At 43.3% G+C, this 22148-nt stretch carries 23 protein-coding genes; 8 read left to right on the top strand and 15 right to left on the bottom strand.

Annotated elements, in window-relative coordinates:
• The first annotated feature begins 192 nt into the window (after window positions 1-192).
• On the top strand, window positions 193-1263 hold the full coding sequence (locus AC0LWT_RS28110; protein ID WP_474684597.1) for a DUF3048 domain-containing protein: 1071 nt from the start codon (window positions 193-195) through the stop codon (window positions 1261-1263).
• 82 nt (window positions 1264-1345) lie between these two features.
• On the opposite strand, the gene AC0LWT_RS28105 is transcribed toward AC0LWT_RS28110, so the two are convergent.
• Complete coding sequence (locus tag AC0LWT_RS28105) at window positions 1346-1900, bottom strand: aminotransferase (RefSeq protein ID WP_474684596.1); 555 nt, start codon at window positions 1898-1900, stop codon at window positions 1346-1348.
• Between the two features lie 236 nt (window positions 1901-2136).
• Between AC0LWT_RS28105 and AC0LWT_RS28100 the strand changes: the two genes are divergently transcribed.
• The 5 genes from AC0LWT_RS28100 (at window position 2137) to rlmD (ending at window position 6423) form a co-directional block, all read left to right on the top strand.
• Window positions 2137-2427: a YerC/YecD family TrpR-related protein gene (locus AC0LWT_RS28100; protein ID WP_474684595.1), complete on the top strand. Its 291-nt coding sequence runs from the start codon at window positions 2137-2139 to the stop codon at window positions 2425-2427.
• A gap of 233 nt (window positions 2428-2660) precedes the next feature.
• The gene (locus tag AC0LWT_RS28095) at window positions 2661-3434 is read left to right on the top strand and encodes a sirohydrochlorin chelatase (RefSeq protein ID WP_474684594.1); all 774 of its coding nucleotides are present in this window, start codon (window positions 2661-2663) and stop codon (window positions 3432-3434) included.
• 10 nt (window positions 3435-3444) lie between these two features.
• Window positions 3445-4443, top strand: coding sequence for a diacylglycerol kinase (locus tag AC0LWT_RS28090; protein WP_474684593.1), 999 nt, complete (start codon window positions 3445-3447; stop codon window positions 4441-4443).
• Window positions 4444-4655: 212 nt separating this feature from the next.
• Complete coding sequence (locus tag AC0LWT_RS28085; RefSeq protein WP_474684592.1) at window positions 4656-4994, top strand: TRAM domain-containing protein; 339 nt, start codon at window positions 4656-4658, stop codon at window positions 4992-4994.
• On the top strand, window positions 4954-6423 hold the full coding sequence (rlmD, locus tag AC0LWT_RS28080) for a 23S rRNA (uracil(1939)-C(5))-methyltransferase RlmD (protein ID WP_474684642.1): 1470 nt from the start codon (window positions 4954-4956) through the stop codon (window positions 6421-6423). The genes AC0LWT_RS28085 and rlmD overlap by 41 nt, the downstream gene beginning before the upstream one ends.
• Before the next feature lie 101 nt (window positions 6424-6524).
• On the opposite strand, the gene AC0LWT_RS28075 is transcribed toward rlmD, so the two are convergent.
• The 10 genes from AC0LWT_RS28075 to AC0LWT_RS28030 form a co-directional block, all read right to left on the bottom strand.
• Entirely contained in the window at window positions 6525-6758 is a 234-nt protein-coding gene (locus AC0LWT_RS28075) for a hypothetical protein (protein ID WP_474684591.1), read from the bottom strand.
• A gap of 62 nt (window positions 6759-6820) precedes the next feature.
• Entirely contained in the window at window positions 6821-7675 is an 855-nt protein-coding gene (locus AC0LWT_RS28070) for an Rpn family recombination-promoting nuclease/putative transposase (protein WP_474684641.1), read from the bottom strand.
• 169 nt (window positions 7676-7844) lie between these two features.
• Complete coding sequence (locus AC0LWT_RS28065; protein WP_474684590.1) at window positions 7845-9047, bottom strand: site-specific integrase; 1203 nt, start codon at window positions 9045-9047, stop codon at window positions 7845-7847.
• Window positions 9048-9149: 102 nt separating this feature from the next.
• Entirely contained in the window at window positions 9150-9392 is a 243-nt protein-coding gene (locus tag AC0LWT_RS28060) for a helix-turn-helix domain-containing protein (RefSeq protein ID WP_474684589.1), read from the bottom strand.
• 13 nt (window positions 9393-9405) lie between these two features.
• On the bottom strand, window positions 9406-9834 hold the full coding sequence (locus AC0LWT_RS28055; protein ID WP_474684588.1) for a DUF2538 family protein: 429 nt from the start codon (window positions 9832-9834) through the stop codon (window positions 9406-9408).
• Window positions 9835-9984: 150 nt separating this feature from the next.
• On the bottom strand, window positions 9985-10488 hold the full coding sequence (locus AC0LWT_RS28050; RefSeq protein ID WP_474684587.1) for a tetratricopeptide repeat protein: 504 nt from the start codon (window positions 10486-10488) through the stop codon (window positions 9985-9987).
• Window positions 10489-10595: 107 nt separating this feature from the next.
• Window positions 10596-12491 carry a hypothetical protein gene (locus AC0LWT_RS28045; protein WP_474684586.1) on the bottom strand — a complete coding sequence of 632 codons (1896 nt, stop codon included), beginning with the start codon at window positions 12489-12491 and terminating at the stop codon, window positions 10596-10598.
• A 703-nt stretch (window positions 12492-13194) separates the two neighbouring features.
• A complete protein-coding gene (locus tag AC0LWT_RS28040) occupies window positions 13195-14595 on the bottom strand; it encodes a hypothetical protein (RefSeq protein ID WP_474684585.1) in 1401 nt (466 codons plus the stop codon).
• A 46-nt stretch (window positions 14596-14641) separates the two neighbouring features.
• Window positions 14642-15451, bottom strand: a complete 810-nt coding sequence (locus tag AC0LWT_RS28035; RefSeq protein WP_474684584.1) for a hypothetical protein — start codon at window positions 15449-15451, stop codon at window positions 14642-14644.
• Window positions 15452-15454: 3 nt separating this feature from the next.
• Window positions 15455-15667, bottom strand: a complete 213-nt coding sequence (locus AC0LWT_RS28030) for a helix-turn-helix domain-containing protein (RefSeq protein ID WP_474684583.1) — start codon at window positions 15665-15667, stop codon at window positions 15455-15457.
• Window positions 15668-16027: 360 nt separating this feature from the next.
• On the opposite strand from AC0LWT_RS28030, the gene AC0LWT_RS28025 reads away from it, so the two are divergent.
• The gene (locus AC0LWT_RS28025; protein WP_474684582.1) at window positions 16028-17197 is read left to right on the top strand and encodes a hypothetical protein; all 1170 of its coding nucleotides are present in this window, start codon (window positions 16028-16030) and stop codon (window positions 17195-17197) included.
• A 69-nt stretch (window positions 17198-17266) separates the two neighbouring features.
• Here the strand turns inward: AC0LWT_RS28025 and AC0LWT_RS28020 are convergent, their stop codons facing one another.
• The 3 genes from AC0LWT_RS28020 to AC0LWT_RS28010 all read right to left on the bottom strand — a co-directional run bounded on the left by AC0LWT_RS28020 (window position 17267) and on the right by AC0LWT_RS28010 (window position 20904).
• A complete protein-coding gene (locus tag AC0LWT_RS28020) occupies window positions 17267-18562 on the bottom strand; it encodes a stalk domain-containing protein (protein WP_474684581.1) in 1296 nt (431 codons plus the stop codon).
• Window positions 18563-18715: 153 nt separating this feature from the next.
• On the bottom strand, window positions 18716-19261 hold the full coding sequence (locus tag AC0LWT_RS28015; protein WP_474684580.1) for a hypothetical protein: 546 nt from the start codon (window positions 19259-19261) through the stop codon (window positions 18716-18718).
• 104 nt (window positions 19262-19365) lie between these two features.
• The gene (locus tag AC0LWT_RS28010) at window positions 19366-20904 is read right to left on the bottom strand and encodes a hypothetical protein (RefSeq protein ID WP_474684579.1); all 1539 of its coding nucleotides are present in this window, start codon (window positions 20902-20904) and stop codon (window positions 19366-19368) included.
• 438 nt (window positions 20905-21342) lie between these two features.
• Here AC0LWT_RS28010 and AC0LWT_RS28005 point away from each other — a divergent pair, with 438 nt between their 5' ends.
• Window positions 21343-21687: a helix-turn-helix domain-containing protein gene (locus AC0LWT_RS28005; protein ID WP_474684578.1), complete on the top strand. Its 345-nt coding sequence runs from the start codon at window positions 21343-21345 to the stop codon at window positions 21685-21687.
• Between the two features lie 110 nt (window positions 21688-21797).
• On the opposite strand, the gene AC0LWT_RS28000 is transcribed toward AC0LWT_RS28005, so the two are convergent.
• Window positions 21798-22097 (bottom strand): DUF960 family protein, encoded by a 300-nt coding sequence (locus AC0LWT_RS28000; RefSeq protein ID WP_474684577.1) that lies wholly within the window; start codon window positions 22095-22097, stop codon window positions 21798-21800.
• Window positions 22098-22148 lie beyond the last annotated feature (51 nt).

The following is a 22148-nucleotide window of genomic DNA, read 5'->3' as shown; positions in this document are numbered from 1 at the left end:
TTCTTCCACACGCGCCGCGAACTAGTAAATCATGTAAAAAATAGGTTGAAAGTCTTCTAAATGTCCTCTTGCCAGAATAAGAATAACTAAGAGTCTGTTCGATGAACCGGGTAGAAGGCAAACGTATGCAAAACGCGCAAAGTACCTCCGTCGGACAAACTTCCGAAGAACGAGTAGGAGAGGTGCAGCCCTATGAAACTATTAAAATTACGCCCACCCCGCATTCGCGTCTGGCTGATCCTCGGATGTGCGGCTATCGCCTTATCCGGCTGCGGCGGCGTGCCGTCCGGTTCTCCGGCGACCGGCGTCAAGCCTGCGGAAACAACCGCGGTCTCCGCATCGTCCGAGCCTGCTTCCGCAGCCGTGGAATCGTCGCCGGCCCCGTTCAGGTTCCCGCTGTCCGGCTTGCCGAGCGAAGCTGAAGTGAAGAGCAGACCCTTCATGGTCATGGTCGAAAATTCGCCGCAAGCAAGGCCGCAGACCGGGCTGGATCAGGCGGATATCGTGTATGAAATATTGGCGGAAGGCGAGATCACGAGATTCGTCTCGGTTTTCCAGAGCCACGAAGCGAAAACGATCGGCCCTGTGCGCAGCATCCGCCCTTATTTTGTGGAAATCGGAGATATGCTGGATGCCGTTATCGTCCATGCAGGCTGGAGCCAGGACGCGATGAACATACTCGCGGGGCGCAAGATGGCGCATCTTGACGAGGTTTACGGCGACGGCGCCTTTTATTGGCGCGATTCCGAACGCAAAGCTCCGCACAATTTGTATACCTCCACGGATAAAATGAAGGAAGGCTCCGAGGCGCGCAGCTTCCGCCAGGAGTGGAACGGCCCGCTGCTCGCTTTTGCCAAGGACGGTCAAAGCAGGCTTACGGGTCCGGCTGTCTCGCGCATTCGGATTCCCTATATTTCGGGATACGTCGTTTCTTACGAATATAGCGCCTCCGAGGGCGTATACAAACGAAGCATGGACGGCAAGCCGCATCTGGATAAAGAAACCGGCAAGCAACTGCAGACGACGAACCTGCTCGTGCTGGAAAGCAAGCACCGCATTGTGGATAAAGAGGGGCGGCGCGAAGTCGATGTGTTCGGTCCCGGCAAAGGCGTCATTCTCCAGCAGGGCAAATCCCAGGAGATCACTTGGGAACGCAAAAACGGCATGATCCGCGCATTTGCCGACGGGAAGGAAGTGCCGCTGCTGCCGGGCAACACGTGGATTCAAATCGTGGCCGAAGGCTCGGCGATCCAAACGGAGTAGGCGCTGCAAAGGCGAAAGCCGCCCTATCGGCAGCATGCATGCCAAGCGGGGCGGCTTATCGTATTGGCCGAAGAGGGCCGTTTTACCTGCGGGTGCGTCCGGAACCGCCGGATTTTCTGCGGCTGGAGCCGGATTTCTTGCGGCGCTTGCGCTTGCGCGACCGGCCACCGGAATCGGTAGATTTGGCAGCCTTGCCGATCGAGTTGAAAAGCACTTTTAACATCGGCGCCATTTGTTGAAAGCTGTTTACGAATTTTTGGACTTTGCCCATCGTGCCGATGATGCCTTCAATTCCGCCCATGCGTTCTACTAAGCTTTGGATTTGCTTGAAATTAATGCCGCTAAGCGGATTGCCGGAACCTCCGCCTCCGCCGAACAAGCCTCCGCCTCCGCCCCCGCCGCCAAACAAACCTCCGCCGCCTCCACCTCCGCCTCCGCCAAATAACCCCCCGCCCCCGCCTCCGCCTCCGCCTTGAAACGGGCCTGGAAGATTGCTGCCAGGTGGGAAACCGCCAAACGGAGCGCCTCCGCCAGGGCCGGGATAAGGTCCCCCGAAGCCATCGCCGATTTGGGGTGGGGCAAAGCTTCTGGTATACGCCTCGGGGCCATTTCCATTCATTGGTCTTTGTGTGTTCACAGTGGATTCACGATCCTTTTTATCAAGTTTTTCTAATACAGGATATGTCACTTGCCTACCGTTGGTATGGACGAATGTCACGGGTATTGTGATTTGTAACAATTTAGCCCATTAACGCATAGAAATTTTAACGTTTTGCAAACCTAAAGGAAGGAATTATGGGAGGAGTGTCGAAACATACAACAGAGCTTGCTAAACTCATAAGCTACGACGACGTTCTTCCGGGAGTTGATAACATGCAGTTGAAAAAACTAAATGATAAGGCGATCGACCAGCTTTTTGAAGCGATTCTTACGCTCAAAGATATAGAGGAGTGCTACGTTTTTTTTGATGATTTGTGTACCGTGAACGAAATTCAATCGCTGTCCCAGCGCCTCGAAGTGGCACGCATGCTGCGCAAAGGCTGTACGTATAACCAGATCGAAGCGGAGACAGGTGCGAGCACGGCGACCATATCCCGCGTAAAACGCTGTCTGAACTACGGGAATGACGGCTACGTAATGACGCTGGACCGGCTGGACCGTTAAAAGCTAACCGCTAACAGGCGGCGTCCGTCCCGGGCCCGAATGAACAAATAACAAACCGTCCTGCTTTGCCTAGCGCCGAGCAGGGCTTTTTCACAGATAGGTCGCCTAATAATTGGAAATAACCGAAAAGTCCCATTTTTGATGTGGGACTATTTTCATGCTCAATTGACATGGGGGGACCATTTCGATAGCATAAGAATAATGGTAGTGTCCGGAACGGTGGGAAGAGTGCGATGAACAAATACGGTGTGCTTGTAATCAGCCATGGTTCCCGGGACGAGGATTGGGTCAGACTTGTAGATGACGCGGTGTCGGGGGTCTCGCTGCCCGGCGGTATTCCGGTCTATGCCTCGTATTTGGAACTGGTCGAAGGGCGTCTGATCCAGGACGGTATTTACAGTCTAGAAGCCGCAGGCGTCACGGATATTATAGTCGTTCCCTTGTTCGTGTCCTCAGGGAGCACACATATTGATGAGATCAGCTATGCGCTGGGCGTCATTCCGGAGCCGATCCTTGCGACCGATATGGAGCTTTTCGATATAAAAGCCAGAATCCGTCTCGCATCGCCGATCGACGATGATCCGGTGATTGCCGATATTGTTTACGACAAAATCGCCGGGCTCAGCGTCAATCCCGAACAGGAAATCGTGCTGCTGGTAGGCCACGGCAGTGTGGAAAAAAATTTTCATCTCAAATGGCGCCAAGGGCTGGAAAAGCTGGCCGGGCGGCTGAAGACGATCGGCGGCTTCGATGAAGCGGATGTGGCGATGCTTCTGCCCGATCAGGTGAAGCGCAAAATGACGCGGTGGGCCCAAAGGAAACCCGGCCATACGGTCATCGTGGCCCCGCTGTTTTTGAGCGAAGGCTATTTTACACGGAATGTGATTCCTTCCCGAATGGAAGGGTTCGAATACAGATACAACGGACGGGCGCTCCTGCCCAGTCCCCTTATTTCCAGATGGATTGAGAAGCAAGTCGCTTCTCAAATAACAATTGCGAACGGGTGATGAGTGCGTAATGGTTAAAAGGGCAAGACTGATCTATAATCCGACTTCCGGGCGCGAGGAAATGCGAAAGCGGCTGCCGGAAATCCTTCAGCGGTTGGAGCGCGGAGGGCTCGAAACGTCGACGCACGCGACGATCGGCGAAGGCGATGCGACACTGGCGGCCGCCGAGGCGGTAGCCCGCGGCTTCGACGTCATCATCGCGGCGGGCGGGGACGGCACGCTGTGCGAGGTCGTAAGCGGAATGGCCGAGAAAAACCATCGGCCCGCCCTCGGCATTTTGCCGCTCGGGACGACAAACGATTTTGCCAGAGCGCTGAATATCCCCAAAAACTGGGAACAAGCGTGCGACCTGATCGTCAGGCAGTACACGCGGGACATTGACGTAGGCAAGATCAACAACCGCTATTTTATCAACATCGCAGGGGGAGGCTCCCTGACGGAACTGACTTACGAAGTGCCCAGCAAGCTGAAAACGATGATCGGCCAGCTCGCTTATTATATGAAAGGACTCGAAAAGCTGCCCAGACTGCGGCCTATCGAGCTGTTTGTCAAAACAGCCGAAACTGAGCTGCACGAAGAAGCGATGATGTTCCTTGTCGCTAACAGCAACTCTGTCGGCGGCTTTGAAAAGCTGTCGCCCGACGCCAGCCTGAACGACGGCCTGTTCGATGTCATCATTTTGCGCAAATGCAATCTCGCCGAATTCATCCGCGTCGTGACGCTGGCGCTGCGGGGCGAACATTTGAGCGATCCGAACGTGATCTATTTTCAGACGAGCCATATCGAAATCAATTCGCCGGATTACGTCCAGCTTAACCTGGACGGAGAGTTCGGCGGCACGCTGCCGTGCGTCATGACCAATCTGAAAAGCCACCTGCAAATCATCGTCGATGAGTCCGGCCAGTCGATCTACAAAAAGACGCTGCTCAACACGCTGACCGCGCCGTTTCAGTTGAAAGGAATCGGTCAAACGGACGAAGACGTTGAGCATGGCGATGTGAGAGAGTAGGGGGCGGCCGCCGTGCAGCCCCGCGACGTCACGGGGAGAGGCGCGCGCTTGCCGGGCGGCATGTAAGTACCGTGTGCCGAAGATGTACGCGGCGTTCCGCCGGATTCCCGGCACGGGGCAAAATTCATAGACATCGCTTGCGTGCATTCAGCCCATGGTGAGCATGGCGCAGGTCTGAAGCGGGCGGTGACGGGTATAAAAGCGAGGGTATTATGACTGTTAAAAAAAATACCGGTAAACATAAAAATCGCGGCCGGACGGCTGCTGCAGGCCGCGGGCCGGACGCAGGCAAACGCGCCGCTGCGGCGGATCTGCCCGTGCAAAAAGGGCAGCAATACGAGGCTGAGATCATTGGGATCAGCCATGACGGGGAAGGGGTAGGCCGTGTGAACGGCTTTACCCTTTTTGTCGGTGGCGCGCTTCCGGGTGAGCGCGCGCTGGTGCGGGTCGAGCACCTGAAGAAGCAGTACGGCTACGCCTCGCTGCTGCAGGTGCTGGAAGAAAGTCCGGATCGGGTCCNCCCTTTTTGTCGGTGGCGCGCTTCCGGGTGAGCGCGCGCTGGTGCGGGTCGAGCACCTGAAGAAGCAGTACGGCTACGCCTCGCTGCTGCAGGTGCTGGAAGAAAGTCCGGATCGGGTCCGGCCGGACTGTGGCATTTACGACCAGTGCGGCGGCTGCCAGCTGCAGCACTTGAGCTACGACGCGCAGCTGCGCGTCAAGCGCCGGCAGGTTGTGGACAACCTGCAGCGCATCGGCAAGCTGCAGGTGTTCGGCGAGCCGCCGATCGGCGAAGCCGCGGGTTCGGAGCGGGCGGACGAGGCGGCGGGTCTGGAGCAAGCGATCGGCGAAGCTCCGGCACCGGAGCGGGTAGGCGAGGCCGCCGATTCCGGTGTGGTCGCGGGCTCGAACGCGGGCGTTTCCGCGGCGAGCCGGTGTGCGGAGCAGGGCGTTATCGTCCATCCAACGATCGGCATGAAAAACCCGTGGCGCTACCGGAACAAAGCACAGGTTCCTTTTGGCGAAGAGCAGGGCGGCTTGATCGGCGGGTTTTACGCGCAGGGCAGCCATCGCATTATCGATATGGATACGTGCTTGATCCAGCATGAGGCTAACGACGAAGTCGTAGCCCGTGTGAAGGAAATCGGGACGCGGCTCGGAATCAGCGCTTATCAGGAAGAACTGCATGCCGGACTGCTTCGTCACGTCGTCGTGAAAGTCGGCTACCGCACGGGCGAGATCATGGTCGTTTTGGTGACCAATGGTTTTGAGATTCCTCGTGCGGACGAGTGGGTGGCCGGCATCCGGGCGGCCGTGCCCGGCGTTGCAAGCATTTGTCATAACGTCAATACGAAGCGGACGAACGTTATTTTTGGGGATGAAACCCGCGTCCTGTGGGGCAGCGAGGTCATCTACGACTACATTGGCGACGTGAAATTTGCCATTTCCGCACGATCGTTCTTTCAAGTCAACCCCGTACAAACGGAAGTCCTGTACGGGAAAGCTTTGGAATACGCCGCACTGACCGGCGGCGAGACAGTCGTCGATGCCTATTGCGGCATCGGCACGATCTCCCTGTTCCTGGCGCAGCGCGCAGGACAGGTGTACGGCGTCGAGATCGTCGAAGAGGCGATCTCCGATGCACGTAAGAATGCCGCGTTAAACGGCATGTCGAACGTGCACTTCCAGGCAGGACCGGCCGAAGTCGTCCTGCCCGAATGGACACGTCAGGGTGTCCGCCCTGACGTGATCGTCGTTGACCCGCCGCGCAAAGGCTGCGACCCCGCGCTGCTCGCGACGATCCTCGAGCTGCGGCCGCGGCGCGTCGTCTACGTGTCGTGCAGTGCATCGACACTAGCCCGCGACCTGCGCGTGCTCGAGGACGGCGGCTACACCGTCGCGGAAGTCCAGCCGGTGGATATGTTTCCGCATACGACACATATTGAGAGCGTTTGTCTGTTGATTTATAAGGGATTTGAGTAGGCATATCGTGTAGTTGGGGCCGAAATGGGGACGCGGTGCAATTTCGCGTCCCCATTTCAGTGTTATGTGGATGTTGCCTGATACATTTCATTCGCTGAAGATCAGCGGAAAGGATTTTTTCTGAGCTCTACAGCTATTTTTTCTTGCCCGGTGTGATAGACGATGTTGTTATTCTTGCATTTCAGTAATTCTCTGGTTGCTTCGTCAGGATCTTGAATCGCTTTTATTAAAGCTACTTCGTCAACGTACTGAACATTATCTTCCGTTCGAGAATTCAAAATTTTGAGAAGGACGTATTGATCAGGGTAGATAATCCGGACTTCTTGCCATTGCATAGTAATACGCCCCTATTTGCTTGTCAAAATGAATTGGATTTGCCAGTAAGAACTTATGCAACCTAGTTTTTTAATTGCATTTTTAAACGCTCAATTTCTTCTTCTGAGAGGCCAGAAATATCAGCAATAGTGGCAATATCTGTTCCCTTAGCTAACAACTTTTTAGCTACTTCAATCGCTTTTTTGTGTTCTCCTACCGCTTCCCCTTCTTCTCTTGCGCCAGCCAGCATGGAAGCTTCATCGTGTAGAAATTTTTGCCGCATTTCATACAAGCGCCGGGCTTCTGCATCTTGGCTTAAAAACTCCAATGTATCCATAGCCTTACGCAACACGGGCTCATTCATCGTCAATACCTCCCAGTTTGATTTGCTAACGCCTTTCAAAAACAATAGCCAGTTCACTAATCCGCCTTTTATAGGAATCATTCGCTCATCCAGCTTAGAAAGTTCAATCATATGGATTTCTATATCATTACTCAATGAAATGCCGCTGTGGTCTTCCCTCAAATGGAATACACTATGGTAAAGATCATTCGGAAGAAAGGAGTAGTTGAGAATATTGATCGTTACGCACTTCTTTAACTGACGATATCTCTGGCCTTCTTCCAGTTGTCCTGAATACTGTTTACTCCAGTAGAACAGTGTCCGTTTCTCGATATCATATTGATTAAAAAGCTGCATCTCAATATTGATCAGTTCACCGGTCGTTGTTTTGGCTCGAATGTCAAAAATGGATTGCTTGTCGCGCGGCGCATCTTTATCGGTGTACGGATTCATCAGGAGTATTTCTGTCAGTGGCGGTTCACCCGCTTCGATAAAGGTATTGTTCAGGAATGCAAGCAATACGTCCTTGTTCTCTTCACTTCCGAATATCCGCTTAAAGACAAAATCATTCTTGGGATCAAGAAGGTCATTCAATTGAATCAACTCCAATCCGTACTTATCAATATTATAGCATGGTTTTTGTTCCAGTTGCATAATCAGCATCTCGTGGTTTGCGTTGGAAAAATCGCGGTATATAGGATGCTAGGATTAGTGAGTAGAGACAATTATGGAAACGGGTATCGTTTAATCGTGAACCTGAGGTTCATGTCCCTTTTTTACTTGTTAAAATCGTTTCAAACTTATCGGCAGCAGATTGGTCGGCGGATCGAAGGGCGAATCCATAAGTGTTCATCGTGACCTGAATATTACCATGGCCAAGCCTCTCAGAAATGATCTTTGCATGGACTCCTTGATTGATCAGCAATGTCGCGCTCGTGTGTCTGAGTGTGTGGAACTTGATGTACCTCAGATTATTTTTCTTGAGGAAGGCACGAAACCACAGGTAAGGGCGTTCTTGATGAAAAGCTCTGCCGTCTGGATGACAGAACATAAAATTGTAGTTACCCCCTTGCCACCTATCCCCGATTTTGTTACGTTCATCAATTTTGTACAGATAATATTCTCGTAATTCTTCTAACATTGAGGCTGGCAGAGATACTTTTCGTTTTGAATTTCTTGTTTTTGGCTCTTTTACATGGGCGATTCCAGCGGGGGACATAGAAACGCTTTGTACTACATCCAGCACACCTGTTTCCCAATTTATATGATGCCATTCCAGTCCTAATAGTTCACCGCGGCGGAGTCCGGTAGTGAGTGCCAGGGTTACCATTACTCGCCAATGTATAAGCTCTTTCTGTAATGCGATAAGTAAATCATGAACCTCATTCTCGTCGTATGGAATGATTTCCTTGTGTTTAACGACTGGCTTCTTTATAGACGAAACCGGATTTTGCTTTATAAGTTTCCATTCTACTGCTCTTGAAAATATATTTTTGAGTACACGATGATTGATTTCAATTGTACCGGTTGATAAATCTCCTTTTCTAAAGCCTAAGCGTGCTCCTTTTTTTGATAAGGAATCGATAAAGCTTACGATATGAAGTGGTTTAATTTGGTCTATTCTCAGATGTCCGAACGCAGGCAGGATTCTATTTTTCAAGTGTGATCGGTACGTGTACAAAGTCTTTTCTGCCAAGTGCTTTTGGGCATACTTGATCGCCCATTCTTGAACAAAGGATTCGAATGTCATTTTCTCAGGGGCGATATATTCTCCAGCTTCAACCTCAATTTTGAATTTAACCAATTCATCGTTGAGATAATCCTTCAAGCGTTTCGTTGTTTTCAGTAATGCCGTATCTTCAATCTTGATGGATTTATAGCGCTTTATTCGTTTTCCGCTTGCATCGTATCCGACTTCAACTACTAGTCTCCAGGAATTTTCACCACGTTTTTCTATACTTGCCATGTAATAACCTCCTGTTTCAGAACTACCGTTCGTCTCAATTATTGACTTGGAAATCAGAAAGACTCGTGAGCGACACGAGCCCTTCCGAGCCATACTCATTTTTTACCGTAAGCTATTAAGTTCCTGCTGTTGAAACCATGCATCCAACGTGGTTCTTCTGAACAAAATTTTTGTTCCTACACGTAAATGGGGTATCCTCCCGGCCCTTACTTCGCTATAAAGCTTGTCCTTGGATATTTTACCTTGAAAGAAGATTTCCCAAGCTTCCGAAAAGGTGAGTGTGTTATAAGTGTGATGTTGATTTTGTTGAACATTGAATGGGGCAATAACGGATGTATTGTTCATATGTTTCGACCTCCTAAAAATGTAATGGGATGATGAATTCTGATCTATGTCTTCGTAGGTCGATTGCTTGCAGTGCAACTTTGTAAAGATCGGAATCCCAGATCGAAATGCCTTCTGCAAGATCGAATTTATGGCCGTTCCAGAGATTTAGAGCTAGATGAACAAGTGCAGTAGTTTGGCCTGTTAAAGGTGCTATGTTGTCCTTGGTATTATTACTGGGATAATGCTCAGACTCGGAAGAAAGATAATCAAAATACCAGTCAAATGGGCCATCCGTTTGTTGATCGATTGAATAGCACTTGAAAATTTCCGGATGAGCTGCAACGTAACAAGTAGAGAAATACTCTCGATTAAAACAGCCAAACTTTTCGATACAGCTCATGTAATTTAATCTGTGCTGTTCGTCGGTAAAATACAAAGTGTCATCGTTAATTTGTCTCATTAGTACACCTCAATTCGCCATACTATACATAAATAATGTATATTTATCAGTGGGGGAAAGACGTATTAATGACGTTTTGGCTTGACAATCGATTGCTTTTTCGAATTGTAATTATTAAAAGCACCCACTATTTTGGGGCTCAAGTGCATTTTAATCGAAACGCTTAAGTTCTTTATGAGCCTCAGGATGTCCTAAATCACGGGCTATTCTTAAGTGGTACTTGGCTTTAGCATCATTTTGCTTGAAAACTTCACCAGAAATATAATGTTTCCCAAGCAAATAATGTGCATCTACAAGGCCACCTTCTGCAGCCATCTTAAGCAACTTTTTGCCCTTCTTTTGGTTTTGATCATCCTCTAAATACCACTGGGCAAGTTTAAACTGAGCTAACGGAAAATCTCCCAAGCTTTCCAAACACTTTAGTCCTTTTTCGATGTTGTTATCTCGGTTGTTAGCGATCCCTTTCAAATAGCAATCTCCCAACCATAAAGTAGCCCAAGGATTACCGTCTTCCGCTTCATCGCGTAATCTCTTTAGAGATGAAAGATCGTTGTTGTTATTGCAAAAATCACGATACAGAACATTGGCAACAGCAAGTTGCTCATGAACACTATGATTTCTTTTACGATAGACTTTGGGTTGTTGATTATCCATTTTTTCTCCTCATTTCTAGGGAGTTTGGGTAGTTGCCCAAACTTGCCTGGTAGGTTAACATGTTGTCATTGCTGGATTTTAACTATCTTGCCAAGCTGCCAAGGTAATTATAGATCTGGGCTATACAATGGATGTTCTTCGCCCCACCATCGGAATGCATCTTGATCTAACCGAATCACACTAACCCTCTGTCCGTTGACTGTAATACGAACAGTTTTAGTACCATCTTTGTTGTTGTCCGGACTTAGGATGCCACGTTTATGAAGTCTATCTAGCAGAGAGCTCTGTGAGATGGAAAAATCCACTCCTTGTTTGGCGTAGAAAGTGCGGACTTCACTATACGCTACATCCGGGAAAAGATATAATTTATCGAAATCTCGGTACCCGATTATTGTTGCTCCATTCTGCTCACCATGTACTCTATTTTGCTTGCCAACTACTATGATTTCTGGAATACGAATTCGATTCGAAGCAATAGATTGTTTCAATGCATAGATATACATGTCGACTTCATTGTTATTCTTTAGCAATAGAGTTTGCGTTTCGATCCACTTATGAAGCAAAGTCTTATTTTCGTATGCATAATCATAAGCTTCATCATGTGTTAGAAAACCTTTCCGTTCTCCATATTGAATATATGCGCAGAAAGCTGCATCTAGCCACGCGGCAGTATTTATCAATCGTCCATGGGCATCGACATGTTCATCTGTGAAATTACGTTTACTCTCCAAAAAATTTGCTTTTAGAGATTTGATGTATTCTGAAAATCGTCTGGCAATATCTTTTATATAGTATTTAATCGCGGCTGGGTAATAGTCTCGGTTAGTCTGAGCTTCTGTTAAGCCTTTAAGGTTTACATCATTTTTTTCGATATGTGCTATAAAACATCGAGCCATAGATGAGGGGTTTTTGAAAATGGTATCTTCGGCAGTTATGACAGCAAGCCCACTCGGCTTCATATCATCTGCTCTACCACCCAAGCCCATCTTCTGACGACCGGCAGCATCACCATATGCTCTAACGATATTCTCCAACTTTTTCTCCGTGGCATTACGCTCGGTAGCATTGATAGAGGGAGCGATATCGTCAATGAGGACAACAGTATCACGCATTTTGACCATCATAAGCTCCATGGCTGGTTGTGTGGCCGTAAAATTTATTGGTACTGCATCCAGGTATCGCTCGTACATATTAAAGAAAATTTTGGATAGACTGGTTTTACGACTTCCGCTAGGACCACAGAGGTAATAAAGGAAATCCGGTTTGTAAACTTCATCTTGAAAGGCAGACGACGTTAAACTTAGCAGCATGTAGGATAACGCAGTATTAGTGATTTCTGTACGAGCTGTTTGTAGCACAACATTAAATACAAAATGGTAAGCTTTTTTTTCGGATATATCGGAATGCGGTATGGATAATTCCTTTAGATTTTCGTCAGAGTATACCTGACTGGTGTCATTTAGCCCAAGTATTTCTGACCCTGTGATATAAATGTGGTTGCCCTGATTTTCTTTTGTCCAACCTACATAGCTGTATTCATCAAGAACGGGGATGTACTCATTTATTCGATAGATAAAATCCAGAATGAACTGGTTTACATTCGGTATGGTCGGAGAGATCCAAGCTTTAAATCCCCATACTTCCCGAATCCAACGCATACTGGCAAGCTCCGCTGGAGTTAATGTTACAGAATCAAGCATATTTCCTTTTCTTGTGCCAATTAATTGTAATTTACGGCTGATTCCTTTAACGCTGTGATGTCTGATTTCTGCGTATGGTAGTGGTAGAGTATCAGTTAGGAGATGAAGCTTCCTGTTGTTCCCATCGCCCAACCAACGGAAAAGTCCTTGCTCTGTTACTTCATACTCATTAGATACTTCGCCTATGTCTAGACATTTTTGCAAAATCTGAATTACTTCATCTTTATCTAACGTTTTTGGTGCATGTCTCCACCGATTGAAAGTCTCATTGATTTGAAGTGTATTTCTGTTATACATTTTCAAATTCGGTCACCTCCGTTGCTTGAATGTTCTAGGCCTTAGATATTACTGATGAATTTTCAAAGAGCATTGCTAGACGATACATCCTGAGAAACAGTTTCATTGAATGGTTAACAATCCAGTAAATAATTATGCTGATGCTTCGGTAACGGCCTAAATGAGCTGCTTGGTTATGCATGTTGATCCCTCCTTTGAAAGACTTCTCTTGACTTACTACTGTCATTTTAGTAAAAGCTTCATTTGATTATCAGAGCAAACTAACCGCCACTTATTTGGCGGCGGTATAGCAGAAGAGGAGAGTGGAAAAACAAAAAAATCCAAGAATCGTGGGGGATTCCCCCATGATTCTTGGATATGGTATTACTTTGCTGTTTATAACATAATAGAAATGCCTAAGATTGCAGCGGACTTTTTGTGATTATGTAATTTGAGATTGTTACTAAAAACCAGCGTCATTTGTAAATTCAGAGTGTGATAAAAGAAATCAAGCATTATTTTTCACCAGGTTTACCTCCTGTGTCAGCTGGTCTACCAACTGTTTCACCTTCGTAAGGTCCAGAGTTGCAAACATGTGCTTTAATATTCAATATTTTCAATTATATTCCTCCTTGTTTTTAAGCTATTTTTCACTATACCAAAGTAAAGAATGAATTTCTAGGTCAGCGCTGGTATTTTGCTCAGCATTAGCCCCTTCTATTGAATGTGACTATTGCTTTTTGTAGAGGTGAGCTCGTTCAAAATTCCGGGAAAATGTATCCGTTGTGACCTCACTATAGAAATACTTATCAATTTCATTCCGGCAAGTTTGCACTATTTGCTGTGAAATAAAGTACTGGTTATACATGCTTTGAAAAGGCGGTTTTTTATTATATTCTTCAGAAATGGGAATGTCTCTTAATAGAGAATTAACTTCCTTTATTGCTTCAGTTTCTTCTTTATTAACGTCTAATTGGTATCCAAATTCTAGCTTCTTTATTTTATACAAAATCGGAGCTACCAAATCGAAAATAGCGATTTCATCCCCTGATAATTCACCAGAAACATCCGTTTTTGTGGGGATATCGTTCGTCAATTGTTCATCTTGAAAATCCTTAGCGAAGATATCTTTCACCAGGTAATATGCATACATCTCAATTGTAGGTAAGACAAAGTATGTCAATGAGAGTAGGCAATTCTCAATTACACGATTGGCCTTTGTTTCTCTATATTCTTCAAGGTACTCATTCAAACTGTTACCGGTTATTCCTTCAGCAGTATACTGATTCGTGAAAATCTTTTTATTTTTCTCTCTGCTTGAATATAGGATACCTTTAGTGGCTAATTCGGTTTTTTGGAAGTATTGCCCAATGAATTCAGTGATATCAATATTTGTCGAACAGAAATCGCTATGAGCTAGTAATATATCCATAAATTCAACCCTAGTAGATATGTTAGGAAGTAGGCCGAAGAGAAGAATGTTTTTCAAACGGTCAATTGTTACAACCTGATTATTCGATAGGTATTTTGACACATACTTCAGGAAATCAAAGTTGTATGTTGACTCAATGAAGTAATCCGAAACGGATTTATGAATTTCATTCTCTGTCTGTTCAGAGAGTAATTGTTGGAGTTGTGTCAGATTCTTGTAATTTGTTTTAATTTGAGAATACATAGGATTCTTAGTTTTCGATGCAATTGTACGAGCGAATGTTCCCTCGATGAATCTTGGGAATTGATAGTGATCAGTTGAACCAGAACCAAGAGGTTTGGTAGGTTTATAATAATTGTCTTTATAAATTTCGTTGATATCATTCAAATAAGTATAATATTTTTTGTCCGGATTAATTTCTACATAAGTATTCACTAAGCCATATAGGCTTCTATATGGTCCGTTCTTCAAGTGATATTCAAAATCCATTCTTGTTCGAATCACAAAATGAAGATGTTCTTGGATGCTGCTTTTGAAGAATGATATCCTATCTTGTTGCATAAATGCTTCTATCACTTGAGGAGGGAAAATAGGGAGACATTCATAATAAACAAAGTCAATAATCTCATTAAGAGAAGGCGTTTTAAGGATTCCCTGTGACTTACCTTGGGAAAAGTCAGTTAATCCAAGAAGTTGCATCCTCTCTTTAATGTCTTCGATGTTTAAGATTCTTATGCCAAAGATATCAATCGCCTCCTGATACTTGTAATCTCACGATCTGCCATAAATCATTTATTTCTTCCGGGGTGATAACCTTGTGTATATGGCCTAATCGAAAGATACCTTTGAAGATATTCTCGATTTCCATTGGAATATCTTCGTCCTTGTTTTTGTTTATGATGTTGTTTTTAATGAATAATAAATCTTCAAGAGCCTTTTCGTGTTCCCCCTTGTACCAAAAGAACATGGAGCGGTATGCATAGCTTTGATAACCTTTATTTGGAATAAAATCATAGAGATTAAAATATTTGTCCGCAGCGGCTTTGTCCCCTATCATAACCTTGCTAAAAAAAACTCCTGCTCTAAGATCCGGGATATCCGTTATAAATCGTTTTAACGAGTGTCTCTCAGACAACGTAATAATTTGGTGATGATAGGATTCATCAGTATCTGAGATATTTACGCAATTTAGTAACGCAATCAATGTGTAAAGTTCAGCGTACTGAGTATTCGGGTCATTGGTGACAGTCACAGTGGAATACGTATTGGCCACCAGTCTTACAAGATAGTCTGGCTCGGAAAGTTCTTCTGTACTTAATTTCTGTTTAGCTAAAAAAAGCGAACCTAAGCTTCTCTGGTAAAAAGTTACCTGTTTACCGAGATACTTACCCAATTCCTTTCTGTCCATAATATATTCTAGTTCACTACGATAATGGGCTTCTAGTTTTAATATTTCTTTAAATACCGCGAAACTTTCTAAAAAAGACATTTCATGTAATTTGTCTGAAAACTCGATTAAATAATGATCGGTAAATATCTTGGGGATATTATCCATAAATTAATCTCCGTTTCTCCCTTCAAAGTTTTTCACTCGTTTACTCTTTCGAATAATATAATCCGTAACAGCACTTCGCTGTATTCGATGAGAGTTTTTAACCCTAAACGATTCTATTTCACCAGAATTCACCAAGTTATAAGCGGTATTCATTCCGATTTGAAGGAGGTCCGCAAGCTGGGGAACAGTTAGGATTTCATTGTATTCATCATACATTTTTTTCACCATCCACAAGTAGAATTTTTTATTCTACTGTTGATTAAATCATCTTATATTTTGTTATTTGATCTTATATTATTTTAAATTCTCCATAACAAATTAATAAAAATAAGCATCAATGGGTACGAAGTGGATCAATTGAGTATGCTTATTTTTTACGTGAATTAATTTACAAAAGTAGAGAGAAAAGCAAATAACCAAATTGAAGGAGATGGATATATATGTATATATATTATCAATAATAACTACTAATGATTTCTATTGTATGCAACACATTTCTGCGTAGTAACAAACACATTCTAAATTACAAAACTATGGAAATAATACTGATATTTTATAAAACGAAGGAGTGTAACTATGTATCATACCTTACTGTTATTCCAACGCATTCACCCGCTTGATTTTCCAAATGTGAAATCCCATTTGTCAGCATTATCTAAAGAGAAGAAATCCAGACATTTTCCAGACCCGAATTGTCCTGACTTGCATATTTATGAACTATATAAAAATCATGGCATTATAATAATGCTTCGACGTACAAGATTATTTACTAAAGCTCCGTCAAATCATGGACAGGAATCTAATCAGGATAGCCATGGAAACTATTATCATGCAATTGAAATACGATTAAATCCTAAGGTGCTTATTCAACAAAACGAATATGTGAAAGTTGCAAAGTCAAGTGACTTTACTGAGATCTGTGATCAATTCAAAAAAATCTTGAAGCCAATCCAGAAGATGTTTGAGATGCATCCTAGTAAAAATATGTACCGTTTTAACGATATAGGCGAATATCAAGTAAAGAGAATCGATTATTGTATTAATATACGATCGATACTGCATACAGTCTATATGGAGCTGATTAGGAGAGCAGACATTCCTGCCCGTTTTTATCTCGTAACAAAATTGGATGAGAGATCAGGCAGAGAAGTGGCCTATAAGAACAGCTTTTACATCCAAACCCAAAATCATTCCGTAGGGGTTAATATTTATAATAAGGAGCACCAAATGTATAACGAATTTGAAAGTTATGATCGTTTGGAAGATGCTTGTAATATTATTCGCCTTGAGATTCAATGTCTAAATGGTAAAACCAATAGTATGAAGCAAAAGTATGAATGGAAATACCGCGATTTTATTAATTATGCAAATGAGGATATCGCGAGAAAAATGATTTATGATTATTATGAGAAAACTGTCGGATTTGAGGATTATTTTACATTGGAAGAAGCAAAAAAACGGGTGAAATCAGATTTTAGTTATCGAAGAAAAACTATCGATAAAATGATAGAGGTTCTTGAACTTGTGAACCAAAAACGATCTGTACATCAAGCTAGATTAGCGTATAGTGGAAATATGGAGAATAGTGATGATGTAGCAGAATTCAACTCTATTATCAAAAAAATAAGAAAAAGCGGCATAAACCCTGTTACCATTCCTGTAAATTGGGGATACGGTCATATCCCTAATTTAGTTGAAGAAATGGATAAAGAGTTTACGCAGCTATTAAGGGTTGCTTTTAATTGAATGTTCTTTGAGTAATATGATGTTTACACTAATAAGGGGAGCAATGTCAGCTCCCCTTATAGTTTGATTTTAGTTTCCAGATCCAACAGTAACCGTTTTTGCCTCAACCCATTGTTCGGACAGCCACTTGATTCCGAATAATGCAGCACTATCCTCTTCCTTGCCATTCTCCACTATGAAGCTGGCATGATTCCAGTAGACAAGTACTTTGGTTCCATTTATTTTTTTTACGATTCCGTCGAATGTACCTAACCCGACAGTATCCCCCACATGTATCATTTTTCCGTAATAATCTAATGGGTCATGATCGTTATATTGAACCTCTTCGTGCTTCTGTTGGTTTTCTTTCACCACATCTTCAAGAGTCTTCCGATTATCTTCTTTCTTTTGGAAGGCATCGAGCAAGGTGATTTGATAATTAAAGGTAAATAAATCGGTTTCTTTTTCTTTAGCGCCTCCGTAATAAATCAACACCATCTGAGAGTCTGTGTCCCAACGAATTGTTGCTCCAAGGTTCTCGGTAACGAATCGAACAGGTACCAAGGTTCTTCCGTTGATTATAGTCGGGGCAATCGTTAGCTCCTTATTCACACCATTTACAGAAGCTCTCTTTTGATCGATCCAAAGCTCAATTGTATCCTTTCCGAGACTGATCGAAACTTTTTGTTCTTCTCTAGTCCATTTGGTTGTCCCACCTAATCTTTCGATAATCGGTGCGATAGGAAGCAGAGTACTGCCGCCGCGGATAACTGGAGTGATGTTATGGTCGTTATCGTCAAAGTTTTTTCCATCATCCTCTGTTAATAACCAAGGGCTGTTGATCTTCATTGCAAGTTTAACTGGATTTAATGGCTGATTTGTTTCATTTGATCCGTGCATACTGAACTCTAAAGCATCATCTATGTAACGAGTTTCAAATTTGTTCCCATATTGAGAGTTAGCTAAAATATTGCTGATGAAACTTAATGGAACATAAATCCCCAATCGATAATCATCTAGGTATGAGGCTGGTTTTTCAAGCTGATAAGTCTTACCCGTCGGGTTAAAGCAAGCTCCTGTTTCATCCATTTCATATTCTTGAGCCTCTGTCTTTCCTTGTGTAATTTTATAGCATTGCCCTTGGAATGTTATGAATGAGAATACTGGAGTTTCATTTGTGTTTATTGTTTCTGTCTCGCTTTTGTCGAGAAATTTAAGGATCTCCCCCATAGGAAAGATCGCCACTCCATCCCTGACTATTGGACTGTGCACTACATTTTCTTTTTGCCCGACAATTCTTATGCTAATTCCAGATGCAAACACAGTCTGTGAAATAGTAAGCGTTAATACGAGGGAGATGCAAAAGACTAATAGTTTTTTTGTCATGATAATATGTCCTTTTTATGTTAGATTGTGTAAATCCCACTATTCTAGTATTACAAGAGGCATTTTAGAATGGATCTATTAAACAGTGCTACGGGACATCCATGAATGCAGAGAGCATATGTTAACAATTCTAATTTAAATGAAAATAGAAGCTTATAATTGTATTGCGTCTGAATTTACTGGTATAGACTTGTTCACGTTTTTGCAAAATTTATCCATAATGAATCTTACTTGGTCCTGGAAAGTTACTGCAGCCAATGCACCATTAGAATCAATATAATTTAGAATCAAGTAGTGGTTTTTTTTGCCTTCTTTCTTCTTCGTTCCAATACCAGTCATCCCTCCAATAACAGTACCTAAGCCAGGAACGATCAATGTTCCGATTAAAGCACGACCAACAACACTTTTGCTTTTCTCAATTATCTCCTGTTCAGTTAATGCAACAGCAGCTCGAATTCGTTCCAATGGAATTTCAAATTTATTAGTGTTTGCATCTATTAGTATCTTGTCGTCAAATCGTATAATTTTACATTCTATAGCACCTAGTCCAAGACCCTCCACATGAGTTGCTAAAAGACCATCTTTGGCACCTAACTTCTCGATTTCTGTTGATAAAGCTATTTCTTTTTTAGATGCATTAACTATTTTAATAATAACTGATAACACAATTAATCCGATCACGATAAGTACAATAGCCATTTAGTACCACCTCATTCGTTATTTATTTGGATGAGAATTGTTGAATTTATAAGTTCCTTCTCTGAAGCTTATCTTCTCGAATAAATTTTGTTTTGTGGAATCGATTACTCCTTTTTATAGAGAGCAGTTGTTGTGGGTGCATTTTCGTTTGAAGCAGTGATATAAAGCTGATAATCACCAAACTTATAATTCATTGTGTAATCCCCATCGCTTCCACTATCGATCGGTTTGCCGAGTGTTTTGATAATTTCTTGTGGAGTTTGTCCAATCGTTATTCCTAAGAAAGATTGCCCAGTGTCGAATCTAATAGCAGTAACTTTTCCGCTGGAAATATTTCCGTTGAGATTTAATTTGTCAGTTGTGTAGTAAGTGACTTTTTTGAACATGTAAGCAATGCCCATTCCCGTATCGACTTGTTTTATAACATCCCCATTTAAATCAAATAATGTAAAGGCTTCGTCTCCGATCCCAGATGGAATATCTGGTATTCTGCCACCTATCAGGCTGTTTGGTAATGGTTTGTTTTCAGGTGTTGGTGACGGTTTGTTTACTGATCCCTGTGCATTACCGGACGAGGATTGTTCCTCCTTCAAGCCGCCTTCTGGTTGAGCAAGTTCAGTTGAAGAGACCTTATTAGGGTCTGGTTTAGTAACTACTTCACGTTTTAATGGGATTTCAAATGTAAACGGTTCTGTATGTACTTTCCAGTTGTCGCTGCTGCCTTTGAAAGTCACATTGAAATTGTCTCCGCTTAAGTCAACGGCTTTGAAGATTACAATTCCTTCAGTTGTAACGCCGGGATGAATATTATCGCCATTGATTTCAGGGTAATTAGCCTTAGAGTTATTTAACCTCTCATATTGCTTGCTGTCCTGTATCAACGCGGATGAGTAGCTGTGAAAATTAATAGTGTCTGTAGATTTATTATTTATTTTGAGGTAAACACGAGTTTCCTGCTTTGCCAGTTCCACTTTACTTATCGTTATTATGTACCCGTTCTGGTCCTGACTCTGATTGACTTCAATCGTGCGGAGTGATGGAGCGAACGCTGTTATATAATCCGATTTCATTACCTTCGTGGCAATAATTGTTGGAGCCTTTATCACTGCTCCAAAGGCATTTTTTCCTTGGAACATATCGTGAACCACACCCTTAATATGCAGGATGTCACCCTTTTGAATATCTACAGTAGTGTCATTTAATCGAACAATCGTATTTTTGTTTTCATCATTTTGAGCGTACACTTGGAAAGAAAGATACTTCTCAGTCCGATCAGGTGCATTAAACACTCGTCCGTAGAAGTCAACTTGATTGCCCTTTAACGGTTTTGCATTCGTATAAAGTTGTTCGAACTGTTCCGAGGTCAAGAGCTCGTCTCGACTAACCACGCGGCTATTTTGATTGCTTAAAATCAATCCAATAGCTAGAAGCAGTACGATACAGGTAGCTGTAATGATTAGGCTGTACTTCATTTTTTTACTGATTCTCGTTGTCTTTTTTTCGGGAAGCAAGAACCCAATGCCGGAAAGTAAGGCGGACACTGCTCCGATCATTGCGGCAACACGAATATCTCCTAGCATAGTGCTTCCAATTGCAATTCCTGTAATTCCAATTATCAGTTGCAGAATGCCAATTATTTTCATTATGTACTCCTCTCTGTGATAAGTAGAAGTGGTTTGTTACGACAATTGTTAGGAGCTAGTTTTCCGAGATTTAAGTAGAAAACCGATACCAGATAGTAGTGCTGAAGTTGCTCCGATCATAGCTGCAACACCTATATCCCCAAACATAGCACATCCCATTGCGATCCCAGCAAGGCCCACGATTACGAGCAAGATGCCGATTGCTTTCATTTTATCGTCCCCTTTCTTTGTAATAAATCATGCTTCTTGTGAGAGACCATAGTTGCAATCTCTACAGATTGCGACCTCATTTTCCATGATTTACTACAAGTATATGAAATTCGACATCTAAATTCAATGACTATAGTAACTATTAAATATAGCGTCTATAGGGCGTTGTTGCTAATTTTTATTCCGTCTATCGTTTTCATATAAGCGTATGGAAGATAGGTGGGATTTGTGAGTAATGTTGTCATTCTCGTAGGTGAAAGGATTAGAGCTTTACGACAACGTAGAGATTTAAGCCAAGAGAAATTAGCGTTTAAAGCAGGAATGAACACTTCCTATATTGGTCAGGTTGAGCGTGGTGAGAAGAGTGCGACAATTGTCAGCTTAGAAAAGATAGCAACTGCGTTAGATGTTGAGCTTGTAGAGATTTTCCAGTTTGATAAAGATGTTGCGGAAAAGGCAGATTCATCTTTTATTGAGAAGATCGCCTATGAGCTTAAGGGAAGAACGGAAGAGGAACAGGGGGATATCTACAATTTCGTGAAGCAATTGTTATGGTTTAAAGATAAAAAATAGAAAGAGGGGGATTATACGTTCCTCCCCCTTTAATGGTGACCATCATCTAGCATGATGTCTAGACTATAATATATATTTTGACTGCGAAAGCTTGCGCCTGAAATCCCTAATTAATATTCTTCGGCAAGTAGCATTGTGCAGTGAGTCCTATCATCAATAACAAATATTTTTTTACATACAATTTTCTTCGTAGACAATGTATACTCCTTACGATAAATTGGCTCTTCCTGTGTATGTATGACTTTTTGCTTAAGCCTTCCCTCTTCATAAACACCTTCCAACTGAAAGACTTGCAAGTAATCCTTATGGCCGACTTCCATCGTTTCGATCATATGCCACAAAATGTTTTGGAGAAAAACAGGAACGCTGGTTCGAATACCTTGGGTTAAATATTTTGTTCCGGTGAACATCTCGTCATCACTTCTCTTCTATAAAAATAGCAAACAGCCAGATTTGAAATC

This window comes from Paenibacillus sp. sgz302164, from assembly GCF_056120505.1.
The sequence above is the reverse complement of the archived record's forward strand: the minus strand, read 5'-3'. Positions and strand labels throughout refer to the sequence as shown.